This window comes from Clostridium sp. CF012, from assembly GCF_018861755.1.
Classification (GTDB): Bacteria; Bacillota; Clostridia; order Clostridiales; family Clostridiaceae; genus Clostridium_AD.
In genome coordinates this window covers 68,580-88,605 of sequence record NZ_JAHLEF010000008.1, presented here as the reverse complement: position 1 = coordinate 88,605, position 20,026 = coordinate 68,580, and the positions used below count along the sequence as shown (strand labels likewise).

Below are 20,026 nucleotides of genomic sequence, written 5' to 3'. Positions count from 1 at the left end.
TAGTATAAGAAATGAACATATAATGGTCTGCAAGTATCTTATTTAAGTGGTGGTGTTCATAGCTTCACAAATATAGGTGGAACATGGGGAATTAACTAAAAATTATGTATATTGTCAAAATATAAGTTATGAGGTGTTAATATGGATTATGATATATATAAACAATATTTAATCAAGGAATATAAGGACAAAGTGCAGAAAGTTCGGAATATTTCAGAAGTAATTGATTACCTAAATCATATTGTGAATCTCAATAAAATTGAACCTCCTTCAGAAGCAAGCCCAATTTTCTATAATATTACAAAATTTAATTTTTTAAATTGTACAAAAAATAAAGATTTAAATTTAACCATTGAAGAATTTGAGTTTGAAGCATACGAAGTCGTGCATGATGAAAAAAGTGAAAATTACTACGAAGAAAATAATAAAGTTAATAAAGGAAGTCCAATTATTGTCTTTGTAGAAAAGAGACTAGGAGCGATTACTTCAACTTGCGAACCCTTAAAGCAACAGCTACATATAGCTGAAGGAATTAGTGAATACCATATTGAAAATGAAACTCCAGAATTTTTTGATTATTTAATACTACTTGATATATTTAAAAAGAAGAAGATATAATAATCACCATTCTAATTGAAATAGAAGAATTTATTCAATTCTTCTGAAGAAAAAAGAATTAACTTTAAAATTAGGTTTTAGTTGTACTTTAAACCTTTAATTTAGAAAAGAACTAAGGAAGTTTTTAAAGGTGTATTAAATAGCTTTAAAAATACTTAATTCACATTATTCAAAGTGCGTCACACTGGTATAATATGACGAATTAATACTAACCAAAATAAATTACTATGGAGGGGAATATGGGAAAGAAAAATAGAGTAGTATTATGTTTGTTTTTACCTCTGCTCCTAATGTTAATATCTTGTTCTAACAATAGGACATTAAATTTAAGTATAAATAAAGGTGACTTTTCTAAATCAAAATCAGAAGTTGTGACAAGTAAATATGAAATTAAATCCACTGATGGATTTTTCTCAAGAATAGATTTTGATTTAAATGAAGGTAAAGTTGATTGGGAAATTACAGGTCCTAAAGGTGAGGCTGTATTTAAGGGGTATGCAAGTAATGAAAATGGTAAAACTTATAGGCAATTAACCTATCCACCAAATTTTTCAGGTTGGCAATTAACTGAGAAACTGGAGATTTTACCAGATAAAAATAGTGAAAATGGTATTAATAATAATCCTGATTTTGGTTATCTGCAATTTGATTCTGGGAGTCCTTTAGGTATATATACATTGAGCTTAAAACCTAAAAACGCTGAAGGTAAATATACTGTTATGTGGAGCGATGGAATTATGAAAAAATAACAAAAATGTACTTTCATATTTTTTCATGACACATTATTCTTAACGGACGACACAACCAACTGTTAGAATTACTAAAGTAATGGAGTAATTTTGCATTTTTTATATATTATTCAACTTCCCATTATTCTTATAATGTTTATAATGGGAAGTCCCAAAAATGTGAAATACTTTATAAGTGTAGGGCATATCAGATATATCTGAAGACATTTCTCACTTAAAGAGTTATGTCAAACTTGTAAAATAAGGCGAATTAAATGGAGGATATTATGGTAGGAAAGTATAAAGTAATAACTTTGTGCGGGAGTACGAGGTTTAAAGATGAGTTCTTGAAAGTACAAAAACAATTAACTTTAGAAGGGAATATAGTTATTTCAGTAGGATTGTTTGGACATGCTGATGGTGAGTTTAAAAATGTCATCACTCCTGAAATTAAAGTAATGCTTGACGATATACATAAAAGAAAAATTGATATGTCTGATGAAATTTATGTGATTAACAAAAACGGATATATAGGCGAAAGTACAAAAGGTGAAATAGAATACGCTATAAAGACTAGAAAAAGGGTTAATTATTTAGAGTGCCATAATACTTAGTCTGTTTCGCAATGTTCTTTAAGTCAGTGATAAACAATTGTAAGAACTACTAAAGAAATTAGATAAATTGGGCAGGTTACGTCTATATTGTGCAGTTGAGATGACAATAAGCACAAAACATAATGAGTGTACAAAACCTATACTTTGATCTGCTCTATATTATAGTATCTTTAGATTCATATTAATTTAATTCACATATAAAACTATTCTACATTGGTATTATATATGTTATTATTACTAAGGCGGTTAAAATAGCTAAATAGGCTATGCATTTTACTTCAACTGCTTTATGAGTGATTTCGACTACATATATAATAAATTAATGACAAAAGGAGACCTGGTAGCATGATAGATATAACAAAAGCATATCTTCAAAATAAGTATAAAATAAGTTCGAAAACCCTAGAATTATATGATATAGCAATACAAGATGTACAAAAGGAGTTTGAAATTCTTGATGAAATAAGAGAGTTTAATCAACTTAAGGTTTTGACAGCTTTACAAGACGAAAGAATTAGCGAATCTCATTTTACAAACTCAGCTGGATATGGTTATGGAGATATTGGACGTGATTCACTAGATAAAGTATATGCAAGGATTTTTAATTGTGAGAGTGCGTTGGTTAGACCACATTTCGTAAATGGAACACATGCCATAGGGGCAGCTTTATTTGGTAATTTAAGACCTAATGATACCATGATGTCGGTATGTGGAACACCTTACGATACACTTCTTAATATAATAGGAATAAATGTTACGGAAGATATAGGCTCATTAAAAGATTATGGTGTAAAATATAAACAATTAGAATTAAACCATAACTCTAAAGTTGATATTGACCTAATGAAAAAGAATCTAATAGAAGATAAGTCAATAAAGCTAGTTCATATTCAAAGATCTACAGGATATGGTTGGAGAAAAGCACTTTTAATTTGTGAAATAGAAGAGATTATAAACGCTGCAAAAGCTATAAATCCAAAGATTATTTGTTTTGTAGATAATTGTTATGGGGAGTTTATTGATGTTAAGGAACCTACAGATGTAGGTGCAGACTTAGTTGCTGGTTCACTTATAAAAAACATTGGCGGTGGGATAGCACCTACAGGTGGATATATTGCAGGTAAAGAGGAATATGTAGTGCAGGCGTCCTATAGACTAACAACTCCTGGTATAGGAGGGGAGTGTGGTTCTACTTTTGGAGTGATGCGTACTTTATTTCAAGGATTATTCCTAGCACCACATGTAACTATGGAAGCATTGAAGGGCGCTATTTTCTGTGCAAGAATTATGGAGCTTGCAGGGTTTGAGGTTCTTCCTAAATATACTGATAAAAGAAGCGATATAATACAGGCTATTAAATTTAATAATAAGGAAAAGGTGATTGATTTCTGTAGGGGTATACAAGAGGGTTCTCCCATTGATTCGTTTGTTCAATGTGAACCTTGGGATATGCCAGGATATGCAGATAAGGTAATAATGGCGGCAGGCGCATTTATTCAGGGCTCATCTATAGAGTTATCTGCAGATGCACCAATTAGAGAGCCTTATATAGCATATTTACAGGGCGGATTAACCTTTGATCATGCTAAGATTGGAATACTAATAGCGCTTTCAAAAGTTATTTAAAAGTATATAGGAAGTAAGGAAAAACAAAAACCTGCAAATATTATAAACATTGCAGGTTTTTTGTATACTAAATAATATTGTAACGCTTCTGGTGATGATTTAGTACTTTCTGTAAATACCAACAAGTACTCCCAAGATTGCACAGTCATCAATTATGATAGGGGACATAGTTGAATTTTCAGGTTGAAGTCTTATGTGACCTTTTTCTTTAAAAAATCTTTTAATAGTTGCTTCATTTTCAATAAGAGCTACAACTATGTCGCCATTTTTAGCGGTATTGATTTTTTCAATTATAGCTAGGTCTCCATTTAATATTCCTGCTTCAATCATACTGTTACCAGAAACTTTAAGCATAAACAATTCATTGTTGGTTTTAGTAAAATTCAATGGAATAGTAAAGGTGTCTTCAATATTTTCAACTGCCAAAATTGGTATTCCAGCTGTAATTTTTCCTATAATAGGGATATCTATTAGTTCTTTTCTAATGACACAATCCTTTAGTAATTCGATTGCGCGAGGTTTGGTAGGGTCCCTACGAATATATCCTTTTTTTTCTAATCTTTCTAAATGGCCATGTACAGTTGATGTAGATTTTAATCCTACAGCCTCGCATATTTCTCTTACTGACGGTGGATATCCTTTTAATTGAACCTGATCCTTTATGTAGTTATATATTTCACTTTGTTTATCTTTTTTTTGAGTTAACATAGAAACACCTCTCATTCGTATTAAAATTATACCATATATATGAAATAAAATCAAACCTATGTTCGGTTTTTTTGGCAATCTGTATAAGTGTATAATTACATACAATTAATGAAAAATATATAGAATTTATTCACCCAAATGAGTTATTTATTTGATTATTGAAGTCTTATTTGTTATAATTGTCTATTGTGAAGTATCTTAAATAAATGGAGCGTGGTGTTGTATGTCTAAAAATTGTATATTTAATGATAGGAAAATTTGTGATAGTTGTGGAGAATGTGAAGTCTGCGAATTAAATTCTAATAAAAAATGTAATAATTGTGGAAAATGCTTAGAACTGGAAGGCTACGATGTTAAAGCGATAAAAATTGATGAAGTCTTTGAGGCTGAAGAGTTACAAGAAGAATTAGAAGCCGATTTTTATGATAAGCATGAAATTAATTTACCAGAAACAGAAGAAAATAATAGTGTAAATGAAATTGATGAGCTACCAGAGCCAGAAGAACTAACAAAATTTGAAGAATATGATTCATTGTTAGCAGCGAGTGAACAATCTAACCTAGATAAGGATGATTTTATACCTGAAAACAATGAAGTTTGGGAATACATAGATGACATAGAAGGGGTTAAAGACCTACTTGAAAATGAAGAGGATAATTCTGGATTACTTCATGAGGAGTTCCCAGGGCTTATAACACTAAAAAAGTAATGGCTCTAATCCTTTAATAGGTTAAGAAAAGTATATACTACATAAAATTGCATTGGAGAGAGCCCCCAATTTTCTGAGAGTGGGGGATACTTTAGCAATTCTAGTAGTATATATTTTTTTATTCATCAGCAAGTGGGTTTGATTTAACTGCATTTCTTAATTTATCATTATCTACATGAGTATATATTTGAGTAGTAGATATATTTTCATGACCTAGAATTTCTTGAAGACTTCTAATATCAACATTTCCATACTTATACATAAGAGTAGCTGAAGTATGTCTTAACTTATGCGGAGTATATTTAGCTTTATTAAGGCCAGCATTGCCTATATGCTTTTTAACAATCCTTTCTACAGTTCTTTTGTTAATTCTTCCATATTTGCCACTGATAAAAAGGGCATCTTTATCTTCAACATGAATTTTTTCTTTAGCTTCATTTCTAACAGGTAAATACTCATAAATTGCCTTCAATGAAGCTTTGTTTAAATATATGGTTCGTTCTTTATTTCCTTTTCCAATAATAGATAGTGTATCACTTTTCATATCAGAGATATTTATACTACAAAGCTCCGATAGTCTGAGACCGCAATTCAAAAATAGCGTAATAATACTATGATCTCTAATGGAATGCTTATCTCTAGATGTTGTAGCATCTAATAGCGATTTGCTTTCATCTAAGGTTAAGAAAACGGGGCTTCGCTTGCCCAGTTTAGGTGACTCCAGATCTATTGTAGGGTCTGTAGTTAGCACTTTGGCTTTAGTGGTTAAATACTTAAATAGGGACTTTATAGCTGCGATTTTTCTTGCTTTAGCATAGTTCCCATTAGCTCTAGACTTTCCAAGATAGGATACAAAGGCATATAAGTCCTGCAAAGTAAGGGTTTTCAATGTATCTAGAGTTAGGTCCATAATGCTAATTTCCTCAATGTGCAGAGCTTTTTCTGAGGGTACTAAGCCTTTATACATTTTCAAAAACTTTAGTAACAAGGATAAGTCCGCAGTGTATGCAACAATAGTAGCGATAGAAGAACCTTTAATAGTAGCTAAATAATTAAAATAATCATTTAGAAACTGAGGCAATTCATTGTTATAAATATTATTTATATCAGATTTCATAGGTACCTCCAAAAAACATAATAATGTCGTGAAACTTACATTTCACGACATTATTATTCTACAAGAGGGGGTCAAAATCCTTCTTTTTATCAAAAGTAATTTAATTTATTTTTATATTATTATAAATTCATTTAATTTTAGCTATATTTTTCTGTTAAAATTATAGCTAAAATTAAGAAGCTACCAGTTTTAACTACTGATAGCTTCACATATTTTAATTTCTATTCTTTAAAGTTGTATCTCTTATCGATATCATTAATTATACGTTTATAGAAGTCTCTACTCCTATAGCATCTTTGTTAGCCTCTAATATTGGATTTACATATTCCTCTATAAAGTCTACAACTTGACTTGGAGCTCTACCTATAAATTTAATTGGGTCAATTACTGCTAGAATCTCTTCTTTTGACATCTTAAAGCTATCATCATTTATAATTCTTTCTATAAGATCATTGTTTAAGCCTTCTTCTTTAACACGCCTTGCTGCAGCCATTGAATGAACTCTAATGCTTTCATGAAGCTCTTGTCTGTCCCCGCCCCTCTTAACTGCTTCCATAAGAATATTTTCTGTAGCCATAAATGGAAGCTCACTGTTTACATGAGCAGTAATTACTTTTTCATATACTACCATATTCCCTGCTATATTCATATATAGATTCAGTACTCCATCAAGGGCGAGGAATGCTTCAGCTACGGATATTCTCTTATTAGCTGAATCATCTAAAGTTCTTTCAAACCATTGCGTTGAGGCCGTTATAGCTGGGTTTAATGCATCAATTATGATATATCTTGCCAGTGAGCTAATTCGCTCAGAACGCATAGGATTTCTTTTGTATGCCATTGCAGAGGATCCAATTTGACTCTTTTCAAAAGGCTCCTCTACTTCTTTCATACTTTGAAGTAATCTTAAATCATTACTAAATTTATAAGCACTTTGAGCTATTTCTGAAAGTGTATTTAATATTATAGAATCTACTTTTCTAGAATAGGTTTGACCAGTTACTGGGTATGTATTTTCAAAACCCATTTTATTTGCTACATATTTATCTAAGTCTTTTACTTTCTTCTCATCATTTTCAAATAAGTTCATAAAACTTGCCTGTGTTCCGGTTGTTCCTTTGACTCCTAACAGCTTAATCTTATCTATTACAAAGTCCAAATTCTCTAGGTCCATTACTAATTCTTGAATCCAAAGTGTTGCTCTTTTACCTACAGTAGTTAATTGAGCTGGTTGTAAATGGGTAAAACCCAAAGTAGGAACATCTTTATACTTTGTCGCAAATTTTGAGGATTTATTTATTACATTAATTAGTTTCTTTTTAATTAATAATAATGCAGTCTTCATTACTATTAAATCTGTGTTATCGCCCACATAGCAGCTCGTCGCCCCTAAATGAATAATTCCCTTAGCACTAGGACATTGAACCCCATATGCATATACATGGCTCATTACATCGTGTCTAATTTCTTTTTCCTTTTCTTCTGCAACTTCATAATTTACATTATCTACATTAGACCTAAGTTCTTCAACTTGAGCCTGCGTAATATTGACTCCTAATAGCCTTTCACCCTCAGCTAATGCAACCCAAAGCTTTCTCCAAGTTTTAAATTTCATGTCATCTGAAAATAAATAACTCATCTCTTTTGATGCATATCTACTGTTTAACGGTGTATTATAAGAATTTCTCATATTTTGCCTCCATACGTACGTATTAAATTATAAAACAAATTTCATTCACATTATAACATACAATATTGTTAATAGTAATGAAAATGTTCGTATATTTCATTTGTACATTCCTAAATATTTTTTAGTACATAAATTTATCTACCTTGATATTATATACGCTTTAAAGAAATTATTAAATAGTTCTAAAATAAAATATTTCTAATATAATTTAAACAAGTAGAACAATTATAAAAGTTTGGGGGGAATTATGTATAAACTTACTATGATAGACAAACTTTCATTTATATTTGTATTGATAGGAGCATTAAACTGGGGTCTTTTAGGATTATTGAATTTCAATTTAGTTAGTTTTATCTTTGGATCCGTACCATTCCTTGCTAGAGCAATATATATTTTAGTTGGATTATCTGCTGTGAATATTATTGTTTTCATATATAGGAATAAAAAAATTTAGATCTACCTTTTATAATATTATCTGTATTAGCATAATATTTATAGAAAAAATACTCCGTAAATTATTATGGAGTATTTTTAATTATTTTATTCTAAGCTTTATGTTTAAATTCCGAACTCCATAAAGCTATTGTGCCCATGAGATTGAAATTCATTTAGATTTATAGTGTTATGGCTAGTGAATGCCACCCCTTCGCTTTCAAGAAGTTCCTTTTGTAAATTACGAGACTCATAATCCACTATGCTTATCTCCCCTTTTGAATTTATTACTCTATGCCAAGGTAGTTTATATTTTTCACTTAAGGTATGAAGCACTCTAACTACCTGCCTAGCTCCTCTGGGGCTTCCAGCTAGGGCTGCGATTTGACCGTATGTCATAACTTTACCTTCAGGTATCCCTTTTATAATTTCTACAACTCGTTCTGTAAAAGGTTCCATTTTAAGCCCCTTCCTACTAATATTATAAAGCTGATTTTGATTATTTGCACTCACTTGCCCACTTTTTACATCGTTCTATTCTCATACCATTATCTCCTTGTTCCTTGTCATATGCAAAACTATTTAATAAAGCACAGGGGAAAGTCTCGCATACACCACAATGCAGTAATTCTTTACTTTCACAACATGACTTTACAGGGCATTTTTCTCCCCAAAAGGGCTTTTCTATATTAACGCAACCCACACAGCCAGTAGATTCTTTGTATTCACATCCTGAGCAATCAATACCACATCTTGATTCTATCATTTTAATTCCCCCTCATATTTATTAGAGCTTAGAAATTCTTACTATGTAACGTACCATCAATACCTTGTTTATACCTAAAAAACTTACTCATACCCAAAATCACCAAAATACTAACGGTTAATCCTATGTAAATTGAATTTATTTTTTCAAAACCCAATAATATCCATATTAAACTAGATAAGGGTCCTGCTACTATAGAATATATACCTGCTTCAATTTTTATCCTGCCTCTAAAAAACATTGCTGCAACAACTGGAATAAAAATTGGTGTAGCTCTAAAAATCATAGAAAGGAATCCCCAATTAAGTATCATAGAATCACTATTATTTATTACTATTATCAAAGTCATAATTCCAATGAAAATTATAGTTCCTCTCAATATGTAGAGCTGTTTTTTATCTCCAGCATTTTTATTTATGCACTGAGCATAAATGTCTCTAACAAACATAGTTGCAATTCCTAAAGTGAGGCCTGCTCCTGTTGCTATAGATGAAATCAGTACAGTTGCAATGCATACTCCTCCGAAAATAGGGTTTAAATAATTAATAAGAAACAATGGAAAGGCTTCACTTGGTGAAATACCCGGATGATGAATTCTCATATACATGCCAATCATTGTGCACACGATTCCAACTGGAAAAACTAAAAATGCTACTAAAAAAGCGCTTCTTCTTGATGTTTTAGAATTCTTTCCTGCCATTATAGCTTGAAAATAAGTTTGAGTTGATAATACTCCAATTATTGTAGATATTCCAGAAGCTAAATCAGATGATACTCCTCCGCTGAACAAATTAAACCATGGTTCTTGTGGTAAAACAGAAGTTATATCTCTAATTCCATTGAACTTAAATATTAATAATATACCACATATAATACTTGTCCCATATAAAAGAATTGTTTTTAGTGCACCTACCATTGTGCTTCCCCAAAAGCCTCCAAATACTACATATGCTACAAGTAGAAATACAACAATTACTGCAGTTTTAGTAATACTCATTCCCAATACTACAGTAAACAAGGCCGTACAGGCTATAACCTGCCCATTAATATGAATAAACATCCCTAGTGATAATAGAATACTTGATGCTGTTCTTGCTTTTTTACCATATGCATTTCCTATTATCTGCGGAATTGTTTCTGTAGATTTTTTATCTACCTGTTTTGAATAAAATAATCCTAACATTATACTTGCAATTGAAAGCCCAAATATAAACCATACTGCTCCAATCCCTCGATTATATGCCATTTGAGCTGTTCCTACAGTAGATGCTCCACCTATTATTGATCCCATAAGCATACTTGTAACACCCATGACTCCAAGCTTATTCCCACCTGATATAAAATCACTAGATGTTTTAACCTTAGACTTTGATAAATAACCAATTATTCCAGTTATAAGTAATGTAATAATGATACTAATTATAAGAATTATGCCATCCCCTTTAGTGGATTTTTAAATAATCACTTTTTCTCATTTTTTTTGCTCTAAAAATTATTAATCCATAATTAAACTTAACATTCTGTCAGTATTGTTTATAAATTCCTTCATGACCTGGTAATGTTCAGTATCTGTATATTCTACTTTTTTAAATCCATCATTTAATTCATATATTATTGCATCTGGATAAGACATTATAATTGGAGAATGAGTAGCAATTATAAATTGAGAATCTTGCTGAACTAAGTCATGCAACCTCGCAAGCATAGCCATTTGTCGTGATGGTGATAAGGCTGCTTCAGGTTCATCTAAAATATACAAACCTTTTCCGTTAAATCTGTTGACAAACAAGGATAAAAACGCTTCACCATGGGATTGTTCATGTAATGAACGTCCTCCATATGAATCTATAATCCTTGGTCCCCTTCCATTCTTATCTAATTCATCAATATTGCTTGCAACATTGTAAAAGCTCTCTGCCCTCAGAAAGAAACCATCTTCCGGTCTTATAATTCCTTTAACTAATTTCAAGTACTTATATAAATCTGAATGAGTACTGGTAGTTGAAAAATTGAAATTTTTAGTTCCGCCTTCGGGGTTAAATCCATAGGATGTAGCAATTGCTTCAAGTATAGTTGATTTTCCAGTACCATTTTCACCTACAATAAAAGTTACTTTTGGATGCAGCTCCAAAGCAAACAAGCTACGTACTGCATCTAAAGAAAATGGATATTTAGAAAATGAATCAATATTTTTTCGGCATAGTTCAACAGTCCTTAAATACTGATTATATTTAAATGTTGTCATTTAAAAATTCCTCCATCATCGTAAAACTTTTATATTTTTCAAATCTCTCTGCGCTGATGCTATTTTTACTTTATTACTTGTTACAAAAACAATTTCCTTCATTTTTTAACACCAAGCCTTCCGTAAGGTTTATTAATAGTCAATATAATAATCCCCTAATAACTAATAAAATCATAAAATTCTATAATATAATAGTCGTTCAGTTTCTATTTCCTTATTACCTAGAATCTCGATTTTATTAAATTTGCCCTGTAATTTAAAACTAAGCTTTTCAACGCATCTCTGAGAGTTTATATTTTCTGGTTTTACTGTTGCACATATTCTATTATAAGTTCCCTCTAACTTAATGAATTTAATTAAATTAGTTACCACTGTATATAGTATACCACGTCCCCAATAGTCTTCATTTAACGCATATCCAATTGTTAGAGTACTTGGATCCTCTTTTTCTAGAAACCTGATAATTCCAATAAGTTTTTGAGAATGTTCTTCACAAATGCCTAGATATATGTTATTTCCAACTTTCATGCGTCGATTAATTAATTGTATAAACTCCTCTGTATCCTTTATAGAACAGTGAGTTTCTCGTACAATATACTTTGCTATTTTCTCATTACTATATATTTGAAAAAGATCTTTTTTGTCATCATTGCTTATATATCTAATTAAATATTCATCGGACAGTTTAATTGGTAAGTTATTTTGGATTATATTTAACATGAAATTCTCCTTTTATGATCTTTTTAAGATTTCACATCTTGTTAATAATTTCAATACTAGTATCTTTCAGATAATGATTCTTCAATTCTCCATATAGGCGGTTCACAATTATCCCCCCAGTATTCAGTTATTTCATGAATCGAGTTATTCTTTATAATAAAGAATGAAGTTGCATAAAAGCTATTAGAGTTATCTTCTGCTTCAACTTTTACTGCTGAAACAACCATATCAGCTTTAGAAAAAATCTTGTCTAACTTTATTATCCAACGTCCTGGATATTTTTTATTAAAAGCAATATATTTATCTCTTCCTCTAAATACTTCTCTTGTATTTGGTAACCATATATTAGCATCCTTATCTATTAGTTCTCCTACCCTATCAAACAATGCCTCGCTCATAAGTTCCCAAAAACTTATAACTATATCTTCATTCATATTATAATTCCCCTTCCATCTAAAATGCCTTGTCATTATAATTTTTATGATTTAATGATGGATAATTCATATTATTAAACCACCTATCTTGATTTTTATCTATCGTGGTCTTCAACCCATCCACACCATTTAAAATCTTTACAAAAATCCACTTCAACGATTCCACAATATGGAATTTCGTTATGATATTTAAACTGTCTCATTACGATACCATGGGTTACCACAATTATTTTTTCATATTTTAAATACTTTTCTAAACCTTTAAAAGCTCTACTTGCAACTACACTAATTTTTTCCCATTTTTTTGTATCGTCATCAGTATATTCACCTCTACAATTAGTGCATTCTACGCTAGCAATTTTAACTTCCTCATCAGATATATTGTTAAATGTTAAATCTGGTACCCACTCATGAATGTCTACCTCAATACTTATATCAAGTGACCTTTCTTTTGAAATGATTGCTGCCGTCTGTAATGCTCTAGTATATGGTGAGGATACAATAATGCTTGCTCCCTCTAATCTCTTATCTTTAGAAGTAGCCATTGCTTGTTCTATTCCTTTAGGCGTAAGTTGAGCCAAATCAATACCATGGCCCTTGAAATTTCGCTCTGTTACTAAACTATAGTCAGGTTCCCCATGTCGTATAAGTATAAGTTTTGTCATTGCGTTTCTCCCCCTCTTTACTCTACATTTTAAACCTCTACTTTCTATTTGTCCCCCTAATGCAATTATACAAATTACATTCCTGTATTCTTTATTAGTGCTTAGTTTTATACTCGTATATCACAAGAACTGCAGACTATATATTAACAAGCTCACAAATCCACTGATAACATTCTTCAAGCTCTATATCACTTATTAAGTCAGACTTATGTTCAAATAATACCTTGTAATTATCATTCTCCTCATTCATAACCTTAAAGTAAGGTTCCATATCTCCCCATCCATCTTCTACCTTCAGAGATTTAAGCGCCGGGTAATGGCCATTTGAATCAACCTTAGCATTCCACAAGTGTACTAAATGAGTATATCTTCCAAACTTTCTAATTATCTCTCTCCATATAAAATTATCATCAATGCAATCTTGTAAGTGTATTCTACCAAAATCAAGACATAATTTTACATTTGAGTATTCATCTAATAAACCTTCAAGTAAATTTGTTTCATATACATATCTATTCAATCCATCCAATTCTAAAACTGGGGTAAAATTATATTTTTTACCTTGCTCAGATAATATTCTGAAAAAATTTCTACTTCTCTCTTCAAAATACTTGTATGATATCTCTGATTCATAATAATGTTCAGTGTCATCATAAAATCTCCAGGATGACCAATCAACATTGTCATCCAAAATAACAGGCTTTGGGTAATGAAGCAAAATATAATCCGGATTAAATTCTTCTGCTCTTGCAAATTCACTTTCCATATACTTTATTGATTCTTCATAAGTCTTATTATCTTTAGAAAGATATTGAGGATCTCTAGCTCTCCATTGATTTTTTAATAGTGGAAAATGAATGCCTATTTTTAAATTTCTACTATCAATATTATCTTTCAATATTTGCAACTCACCAAGTGACTCCATTTGAGTAACTTCAACTCCAAAAAAATCTTCTCTAAAATCTCTATTCTGCTTTTTAATATCGAATCTTTCAAATTGACCAATCATAAATCTTTTCATGTTATCCCCCTTATGAAATGGCTGGTAGGTATTATACGTCTGCCCCTCCGAAGGCCGAGGCCCTTATACATAACTTTAATAAACTATCATTGGAATACAATACTCATTTTTTAGCTTTGAATATACAGGCTTTTGTAGTTATTGATATATTGCCGTTTTCTGCTATATATGATTCTAAATACTTTCTAAATGCTTGCTTTTTTTCTCCCACAAGTATTGAACTTCCCTTTATTGTAGAAGCTTTATAAGAAATTATAGGTTCAGCATCATTCACTACAATTTTTCCTTCTAACGTATCCATTTTAACTTCATTAAAATATTTTTTTAATAATGGCTGTCCATTTTCTAAGTCAAACCTTTCGCACATTCCATTATTATTTAATCTTATTTTAGAGTCAAACTTTTCTACAAGGTCATTTAGTTCCGCCATAGATTCAGCTGAATTGGTGGTCGCATAAAACATACCACCCTTAACAAGAATTCTGTGAATCTCCCCTAAGGCTTTTTCTATATCTGGAACAAAATAAAGCATATGCCTAGCGATTACTACATCAAAACACTCATCTTTATAAGGTATATCTTGTGCATCAATCTCCACATATGTAAAGCTATGACCAATTTGTTCCAATCTTTCTTTTGTACTATAGAGCATACCTTTAGAAAAATCAGATACAGTAATACTCAAGCCTTCATTTATATCTCCTCTGTTTTCATTCCACAAATCCCCAGTACCACAACCTAATTCCAGTATTCTTGCTTTATTGGGAAACTTCATTTTATTAAAGCACCAATGATTCCAATCTATTTTATTAATATTATGACTGTGGAGATTTCCTCTTAAGTTGAAGTTTTCTGCTGTTTTATACTGTTTTTTTACTTTATATTCCATATTGGTTATCTTGATAATATCAATAAGATTCTCAACCTCTAAAAATCCATTTTTTTTTATTTGATTTTCAGCTTTGTTAAAGACGGTTATAACTGATTCTATATTTTTTTTCTTTTCCTCTAAAGCTATTTTTTGAACTTGAATTATACCTTCTAAATTCCCTACTTGTTCAGATAAAATATGACTTATATCAGCTAAAGACAAACCAATAAATTTCAAAGTATTAATCTGTTGAAGCATTAAAAAATCCTCTTCACAATAAACTCTATATCCAGAGTCAGTTCTTTGTGCTGGTTTTAATAATCCAATTTTATCATAATGAAGTAGTGTTTTTACAGTTACTTCCGCTCTTTCTGCGAACTCACTGATTTTCAAGATATCACCCCCCTTGTAGTTATTCTAAGCCCCTACCTTAGGTTAGAGTCAATACATATTTAGAATATTTTTGGATATATGCTATAATCTAACATTTTTTAATTGTGTTTTAATGCGATCATATACCCTTCTAATTTTACTTCTATTATCAGGCAATAAATTTATATTTGATAACAATGCTATTTTTTCAACTACACCTCGTATAGATAAATTTTCTGTATCTATATGTTGTTTAAATTTTTCATTATTGAATCCATTTATACAACTATCTATCTGCTGTGCAGCCCATGAGTTTTTTCCATCACCACGGCATCTTAGACGTTTAAGTAAGGTTTCCTTTGAAGCACATAATACAAAATGATTTATCAAAAATCCATCATTCCTTAATTGAAGAACAATTTCGTTAAAGTACTGCGGATTGCTTATGGTCATTGGGACTATTATTGTACCCTTATACTTATTTGCAATATATTTTAGCATAGAATAATTAAACTCACGCCACATTGTATAATTTTGAAAATCTCCACTATTTAATTGTTTTGGTATGTTTTTTCTTATAAAAAGTCCTATATTTTCTGGATCATATATAAATGAATTTGGAATTCGTCTATGCAATTCGTACGCACTTTGGGTTTTTCCAGAACCAAATGCTCCATTTATCCAAATTATCATGATTATTACCTCGCTTCGTTCTCTGATGTTAATACCGTTTTCCGAATTCTTTTCTTGCTTGTTCTGTAATATTTTTGATAAAGCTAGATTTTGCATTTGTATATCCCTCTCTATCAAATTCATACTTTTCTTTCAATTGTAATTTTAACACTCCATATTTTTCTGCAATTTCAGGATATAATATCAAATAATCTCGAAAATATAGTTCATCCCAATCACCACTATAACGCACATGGACATGGTATGCTTGGCCACTGAATCCGCTTTGAGTATACCCTTTCATAAACATCATATGTGGGGCAGGATTATTGGGCTGGGGACTATAATTGTAACCAATGCCTTTTAGTAAATAGATGATTTGTTCTGTATACATATCATTTTGTATTTCTAATAAAATATCTATGGTAGGTTTCGCATACAAATTATATATAGAAGTGCTCCCAAAATGGTTTATTCTTATAATATTATTTAAACCTATACTTTGCTCAATGTTCGTTTTTTCACACAAATATAAATCATGCCACTTTGGATCATGTTCACTTATAATAATGGGAAACAACCTTCCTAATTCTTCTCCATTCATTTCGTCTAATTGTTTTTCCAAAATTTTCACCACCTAATATTAAGTTTCTTAATTGTTATAACAGCAGATTATATTTATTCTCTTTCATAACTGGAAGCCAATATACTATAAATTCATTATATTCTTTTGGTGTTAATCCCAGATATTCAAGCTTTTCTTGAAGAAATTTTTCAGTTTCTGATCCTTTCACTACAAAACCCTTTGCCATCTCCCACTTAATATTAGATAAGGACCTTTGATTTTGATGTCTTCATATTAATCCTCCTAATTTTTTATTATTTACATACAATTTAAATAATCGGCTATAAGTGTTGCTTGTAGTTCTCTAATATCTTCTTTGAAGTGAACATGATCAGAATAAATATCAGTTCCCAATTTCCTAGTGAAGTTATACATATCTATACAGGGTATGTTAAACCGATCCATTATTTCTTTTGCAGCAATATCGTAAGCATGGACATCTTTACTATATCTTAAAACCCCTTCTTTTCTTGAATTATGAATCTCATCTATAACCGGTGTTAATCCAACCCATATGATCCTATTTGCCATAGTTTTTGATATTCCAATTATCTTAGTTAAATTAATTTTGTACTCTTCCAACTCAACTTGAATTTTATTTAAAGTTCTATCTACTCGAGCATCGTGTAATCCACAATTGATAAGCAATACTTCATATGTTATATTCTTCTTATATTCCTCTTCTAAGTACTCCATCACCATTCCACTATCCCCTGCATTAGCTCCAATCGGTTTGTCCAAATCTGTTAACGCTTGTTCTATACCCCTTTTTCTATCATACTCAAATTTATGATTTATCAGTTTCTTAAGATATGGACCATAGTGTATTGACACACTATCACCTATCACAAATATTTTTTGTTTCTCCATTTCTATTTCCTCCAGTTATTTTTTCTTTTTTTGACTTTCAATTTCTATGCCTTCCTATGAATTTCAATTAATTGCATATATTGAGTATCACCTAGACCATATTGGAGAAATGTTTTTAACAACTCAATTACTAAGGTATCCTTTTGTAGATTTTCATGTTGCTTAATATATGCTGTGATTTCATTTTCCTCTTTTAAATATTCAAGATAAAGCCGAATTCCATTTTCCATTATAGATAAATTGATGTTTTCAGGCATACATCTATTAATTATGACTTGTTTATATATTTCATCGAATCCTTGTACACCCAATTCAAAGCAATCAATTATTTTAAAGTCTCGATTTACTAAATTGAAAGTTATTTTGCCTTTATAATTATGTTGATCTAAATATGCAAGGATTGTGAGAAGATTAATTTGACAAAACATATCATCATCAAACCATAATAAAATACGAGAAAATTGATTATTAAAAAGTATTTGTAAGGGTTGAAGAGTTAATTGATTATATTGCTCTATTGTTACTTGGTGAGCTTCACAGCGGAATGTGATAAATTGACAGGAGAAGATATCTTCTGTAAGTTTACCTACGCACATTGCTTCATTAAAAGGCACATATACGCCATTTCCATTAAAATGATTCTGTTTAAAGGAATCAAACATTACCTGTCCATTCAAGATATTAAGTATATTTTCCTTAGTCATATTAACACTACCTCTCTTAATATAAATAATCTTCACATGTCCTCAACTATCAATCCTATCTTTAGCATACCAAGCTGCACCAATCATTCCAGCACAATCACCCAATTGAGCTTGTACAACTGTGCAAACTTGACCAGATATTTTTAATGAGTGGCTTTTAATTGTCTCACGTACAGTAGTTAACAATCGGTCCCCTGCATAAGACATTCCACCACCTACAATAATGGTCTCTGGATTAAATAAGTTAATAACATTTGCCAAACCAAAGCCAAGTATCTCTCCTGTTTGATGCATTACCTCAATTGCTAAATCGTCATTCAAATCATATGCCTGAGATATCATACTCGCTTTAATATTATTGATATCATGATTAATCCATTCTTCTACTATACTCTTTCTTCCACCACTTAATTTTTCGATAAAAGTATTAATCATTCCACTTGCTGAAACATATCTTCCTAAACACCCAGAACTTCCACATTTACAAGGACGCCCTTCCCGATACATATTCATATGTCCGATTTCACCTGCACTAGAGGTTGCCCCATATATAACTTTTCCATCAATAACTATTCCTGACCCTAAGCCAGTACCCAATGTGATAAGTACAAGGTTTTTAAAGTTCAAACCTACACCAAATCGCCACTCTCCATATAAATTCACACGAACATCATTATCAATAAATATTGGGAAATCAAAGCGCCTTTTTATTTCGTCAACAACATGTATATTTTCCCAATCTGGAAAGTTTGGGGAGAAATATGATATGCCCTGCTTTGGATCCAATAGCCCTGGAATACCCATTCCCATACAATAAATTGATTTGTCCGTAATATTAAGACTTTCAAGCATCTCCTCTATTATATTTATAATTTTGTTTAGAACATAACTAGGACCTTGCTTGGCTTCCGTTGACCTACGAACTTCAATCAATAATTGTAAATCCAGATTAAATATTGCAGCTTTGATATTAGTTCCTCCTAAATCAACTCCAATTATGAATTTACACATAAGATATTCCTCCATTCTCATTAGTTTTTAAACTTCTTGGAAATTACAACTAGTTTTTAGTGAATTCCATAATATACTCTTTAAGCTGTGAACCACATCTACTTAGTTCACCCATTACTATCTCTACGCCATTCTCTGTATTAAACCAATTGTCCCTGTTTATTCCTTGCACGACCGATGGACAAATAATTATTTCTGTATCTGGATATGCCCATTGGTAATACATGTAACAACGTCTTGCGTGAAAGGATTTGCAACATATTATTGCTTTATTTATATGTAAATTTAGGTTGTCTGTTATTTCACGAGATTTAAACGCATTCTCATATGTGAATTGCGCATTATCCTCCCTTAAAACTCTATTTTCATCAACACCATTTTTAATTAAAACATCCTTTAAGAAATCCCATTCCGAATTATATGTGCCACAATATATTTCTGATTTTGATAACGGTTTGGGAAAGTATCCACGTTTAATGCTGTATTTGCCCGATGGAAGAATAAGTGGTGCATATTCATTACTCCAGAGTTTTGCTGCTCTTTCTGCTAATTCAGCATAAGAGCCTCCAGGTATAAAGATAATATCTGCTTTTTCAGGATTATTCTCAAGGAAAATAAAATTCGTAATATCATCAATTGTTTTCATATAAGCCCCCAATAAATTGTGTACTGTTGCTCACGTTCTAAAATTCAAGATAGCATTTATCCTTGGTTTTGGAGGGTGACGTTGTCATTGCATAAGCGTCAACCTATATATACATTATAACCCATAAATTTACACAATTCTATATAAAAAAATCCACCAGCT

25 protein-coding genes are annotated in these 20,026 nt (G+C 31.0%); 6 read left to right on the top strand and 19 right to left on the bottom strand.

The genetic code is table 11. The features are described 5' to 3' along the window. Window positions 1-141 precede the first annotated feature (141 nt). From KPL50_RS09970 to KPL50_RS09955, 4 genes are all read left to right on the top strand, one after another. Window positions 142-618 (top strand): hypothetical protein, encoded by a 477-nt coding sequence (locus tag KPL50_RS09970; protein ID WP_216298313.1) that lies wholly within the window; start codon window positions 142-144, stop codon window positions 616-618. A gap of 239 nt (window positions 619-857) precedes the next feature. Next, a complete protein-coding gene (locus KPL50_RS09965) occupies window positions 858-1,367 on the top strand; it encodes a hypothetical protein (RefSeq protein ID WP_216298312.1) in 510 nt (169 codons plus the stop codon). Between the two features lie 266 nt (window positions 1,368-1,633). After that, on the top strand, window positions 1,634-1,960 hold the full coding sequence (locus KPL50_RS09960; RefSeq protein ID WP_216298311.1) for a hypothetical protein: 327 nt from the start codon (window positions 1,634-1,636) through the stop codon (window positions 1,958-1,960). 345 nt (window positions 1,961-2,305) lie between these two features. Next, window positions 2,306-3,586: a methionine gamma-lyase family protein gene (locus KPL50_RS09955; RefSeq protein WP_216298310.1), complete on the top strand. Its 1,281-nt coding sequence runs from the start codon at window positions 2,306-2,308 to the stop codon at window positions 3,584-3,586. Window positions 3,587-3,685: 99 nt separating this feature from the next. Here KPL50_RS09955 and lexA read toward each other — a convergent pair whose 3' ends face one another. Then, on the bottom strand, window positions 3,686-4,294 hold the full coding sequence (gene lexA / locus KPL50_RS09950; RefSeq protein ID WP_216298309.1) for a transcriptional repressor LexA: 609 nt from the start codon (window positions 4,292-4,294) through the stop codon (window positions 3,686-3,688). A gap of 223 nt (window positions 4,295-4,517) precedes the next feature. On the opposite strand from lexA, the gene KPL50_RS09945 reads away from it, so the two are divergent. Next, window positions 4,518-5,003 carry a hypothetical protein gene (locus tag KPL50_RS09945; protein ID WP_216298308.1) on the top strand — a complete coding sequence of 162 codons (486 nt, stop codon included), beginning with the start codon at window positions 4,518-4,520 and terminating at the stop codon, window positions 5,001-5,003. A gap of 118 nt (window positions 5,004-5,121) precedes the next feature. On the opposite strand, the gene KPL50_RS09940 is transcribed toward KPL50_RS09945, so the two are convergent. Both KPL50_RS09940 and purB read right to left on the bottom strand, forming a co-directional pair. Next, entirely contained in the window at window positions 5,122-6,120 is a 999-nt protein-coding gene (locus KPL50_RS09940; RefSeq protein ID WP_216298307.1) for a tyrosine recombinase XerC, read from the bottom strand. A gap of 259 nt (window positions 6,121-6,379) precedes the next feature. Then, window positions 6,380-7,810: an adenylosuccinate lyase gene (purB, locus tag KPL50_RS09935; protein ID WP_216298306.1), complete on the bottom strand. Its 1,431-nt coding sequence runs from the start codon at window positions 7,808-7,810 to the stop codon at window positions 6,380-6,382. Between the two features lie 247 nt (window positions 7,811-8,057). On the opposite strand from purB, the gene KPL50_RS09930 reads away from it, so the two are divergent. Then, window positions 8,058-8,264, top strand: coding sequence for a DUF378 domain-containing protein (locus tag KPL50_RS09930; protein ID WP_216298305.1), 207 nt, complete (start codon window positions 8,058-8,060; stop codon window positions 8,262-8,264). Window positions 8,265-8,368: 104 nt separating this feature from the next. Here the strand turns inward: KPL50_RS09930 and KPL50_RS09925 are convergent, their stop codons facing one another. From KPL50_RS09925 to KPL50_RS09850, 16 genes are all read right to left on the bottom strand, one after another. Further along, window positions 8,369-8,701 carry an MGMT family protein gene (locus tag KPL50_RS09925; RefSeq protein ID WP_216298304.1) on the bottom strand — a complete coding sequence of 111 codons (333 nt, stop codon included), beginning with the start codon at window positions 8,699-8,701 and terminating at the stop codon, window positions 8,369-8,371. A gap of 40 nt (window positions 8,702-8,741) precedes the next feature. Next, entirely contained in the window at window positions 8,742-9,008 is a 267-nt protein-coding gene (locus KPL50_RS09920) for a DUF3795 domain-containing protein (protein ID WP_216298303.1), read from the bottom strand. Window positions 9,009-9,036: 28 nt separating this feature from the next. Beyond that, window positions 9,037-10,392, bottom strand: a complete 1,356-nt coding sequence (locus KPL50_RS09915) for a sodium:solute symporter family protein (protein ID WP_309245165.1) — start codon at window positions 10,390-10,392, stop codon at window positions 9,037-9,039. Between the two features lie 111 nt (window positions 10,393-10,503). Further along, the gene (locus KPL50_RS09910) at window positions 10,504-11,253 is read right to left on the bottom strand and encodes an AAA family ATPase (protein WP_216298302.1); all 750 of its coding nucleotides are present in this window, start codon (window positions 11,251-11,253) and stop codon (window positions 10,504-10,506) included. Between the two features lie 171 nt (window positions 11,254-11,424). Continuing rightward, entirely contained in the window at window positions 11,425-11,973 is a 549-nt protein-coding gene (locus tag KPL50_RS09905; RefSeq protein WP_216298301.1) for a GNAT family N-acetyltransferase, read from the bottom strand. Window positions 11,974-12,029: 56 nt separating this feature from the next. Next, complete coding sequence (locus KPL50_RS09900; protein WP_216298300.1) at window positions 12,030-12,407, bottom strand: hypothetical protein; 378 nt, start codon at window positions 12,405-12,407, stop codon at window positions 12,030-12,032. Between the two features lie 95 nt (window positions 12,408-12,502). After that, the gene (locus KPL50_RS09895) at window positions 12,503-13,072 is read right to left on the bottom strand and encodes a histidine phosphatase family protein (RefSeq protein ID WP_216298299.1); all 570 of its coding nucleotides are present in this window, start codon (window positions 13,070-13,072) and stop codon (window positions 12,503-12,505) included. Between the two features lie 136 nt (window positions 13,073-13,208). Then, window positions 13,209-14,093: a TIM barrel protein gene (locus KPL50_RS09890; RefSeq protein WP_216298298.1), complete on the bottom strand. Its 885-nt coding sequence runs from the start codon at window positions 14,091-14,093 to the stop codon at window positions 13,209-13,211. 103 nt (window positions 14,094-14,196) lie between these two features. Next, window positions 14,197-15,357, bottom strand: coding sequence for a MerR family transcriptional regulator (locus KPL50_RS09885; protein WP_216298297.1), 1,161 nt, complete (start codon window positions 15,355-15,357; stop codon window positions 14,197-14,199). 81 nt (window positions 15,358-15,438) lie between these two features. After that, window positions 15,439-16,125: an AAA family ATPase gene (locus KPL50_RS09880; protein ID WP_253200549.1), complete on the bottom strand. Its 687-nt coding sequence runs from the start codon at window positions 16,123-16,125 to the stop codon at window positions 15,439-15,441. Continuing rightward, entirely contained in the window at window positions 16,058-16,642 is a 585-nt protein-coding gene (locus KPL50_RS09875) for a GrpB family protein (RefSeq protein ID WP_375372909.1), read from the bottom strand. Before KPL50_RS09875 ends, KPL50_RS09880 begins: the two co-directional genes overlap by 68 nt. Before the next feature lie 25 nt (window positions 16,643-16,667). Continuing rightward, entirely contained in the window at window positions 16,668-16,820 is a 153-nt protein-coding gene (locus KPL50_RS09870; RefSeq protein ID WP_216298295.1) for a hypothetical protein, read from the bottom strand. Between the two features lie 71 nt (window positions 16,821-16,891). Next, window positions 16,892-17,503: an SGNH/GDSL hydrolase family protein gene (locus tag KPL50_RS09865; RefSeq protein ID WP_216298294.1), complete on the bottom strand. Its 612-nt coding sequence runs from the start codon at window positions 17,501-17,503 to the stop codon at window positions 16,892-16,894. A gap of 44 nt (window positions 17,504-17,547) precedes the next feature. Continuing rightward, on the bottom strand, window positions 17,548-18,207 hold the full coding sequence (locus KPL50_RS09860) for a hypothetical protein (protein ID WP_216298293.1): 660 nt from the start codon (window positions 18,205-18,207) through the stop codon (window positions 17,548-17,550). A gap of 42 nt (window positions 18,208-18,249) precedes the next feature. Next, the gene (locus KPL50_RS09855) at window positions 18,250-19,218 is read right to left on the bottom strand and encodes an ROK family protein (protein ID WP_216298292.1); all 969 of its coding nucleotides are present in this window, start codon (window positions 19,216-19,218) and stop codon (window positions 18,250-18,252) included. Window positions 19,219-19,267: 49 nt separating this feature from the next. Continuing rightward, complete coding sequence (locus KPL50_RS09850; RefSeq protein WP_216298291.1) at window positions 19,268-19,864, bottom strand: YdcF family protein; 597 nt, start codon at window positions 19,862-19,864, stop codon at window positions 19,268-19,270. Between the last annotated feature and the right edge of the window lie 162 nt (window positions 19,865-20,026).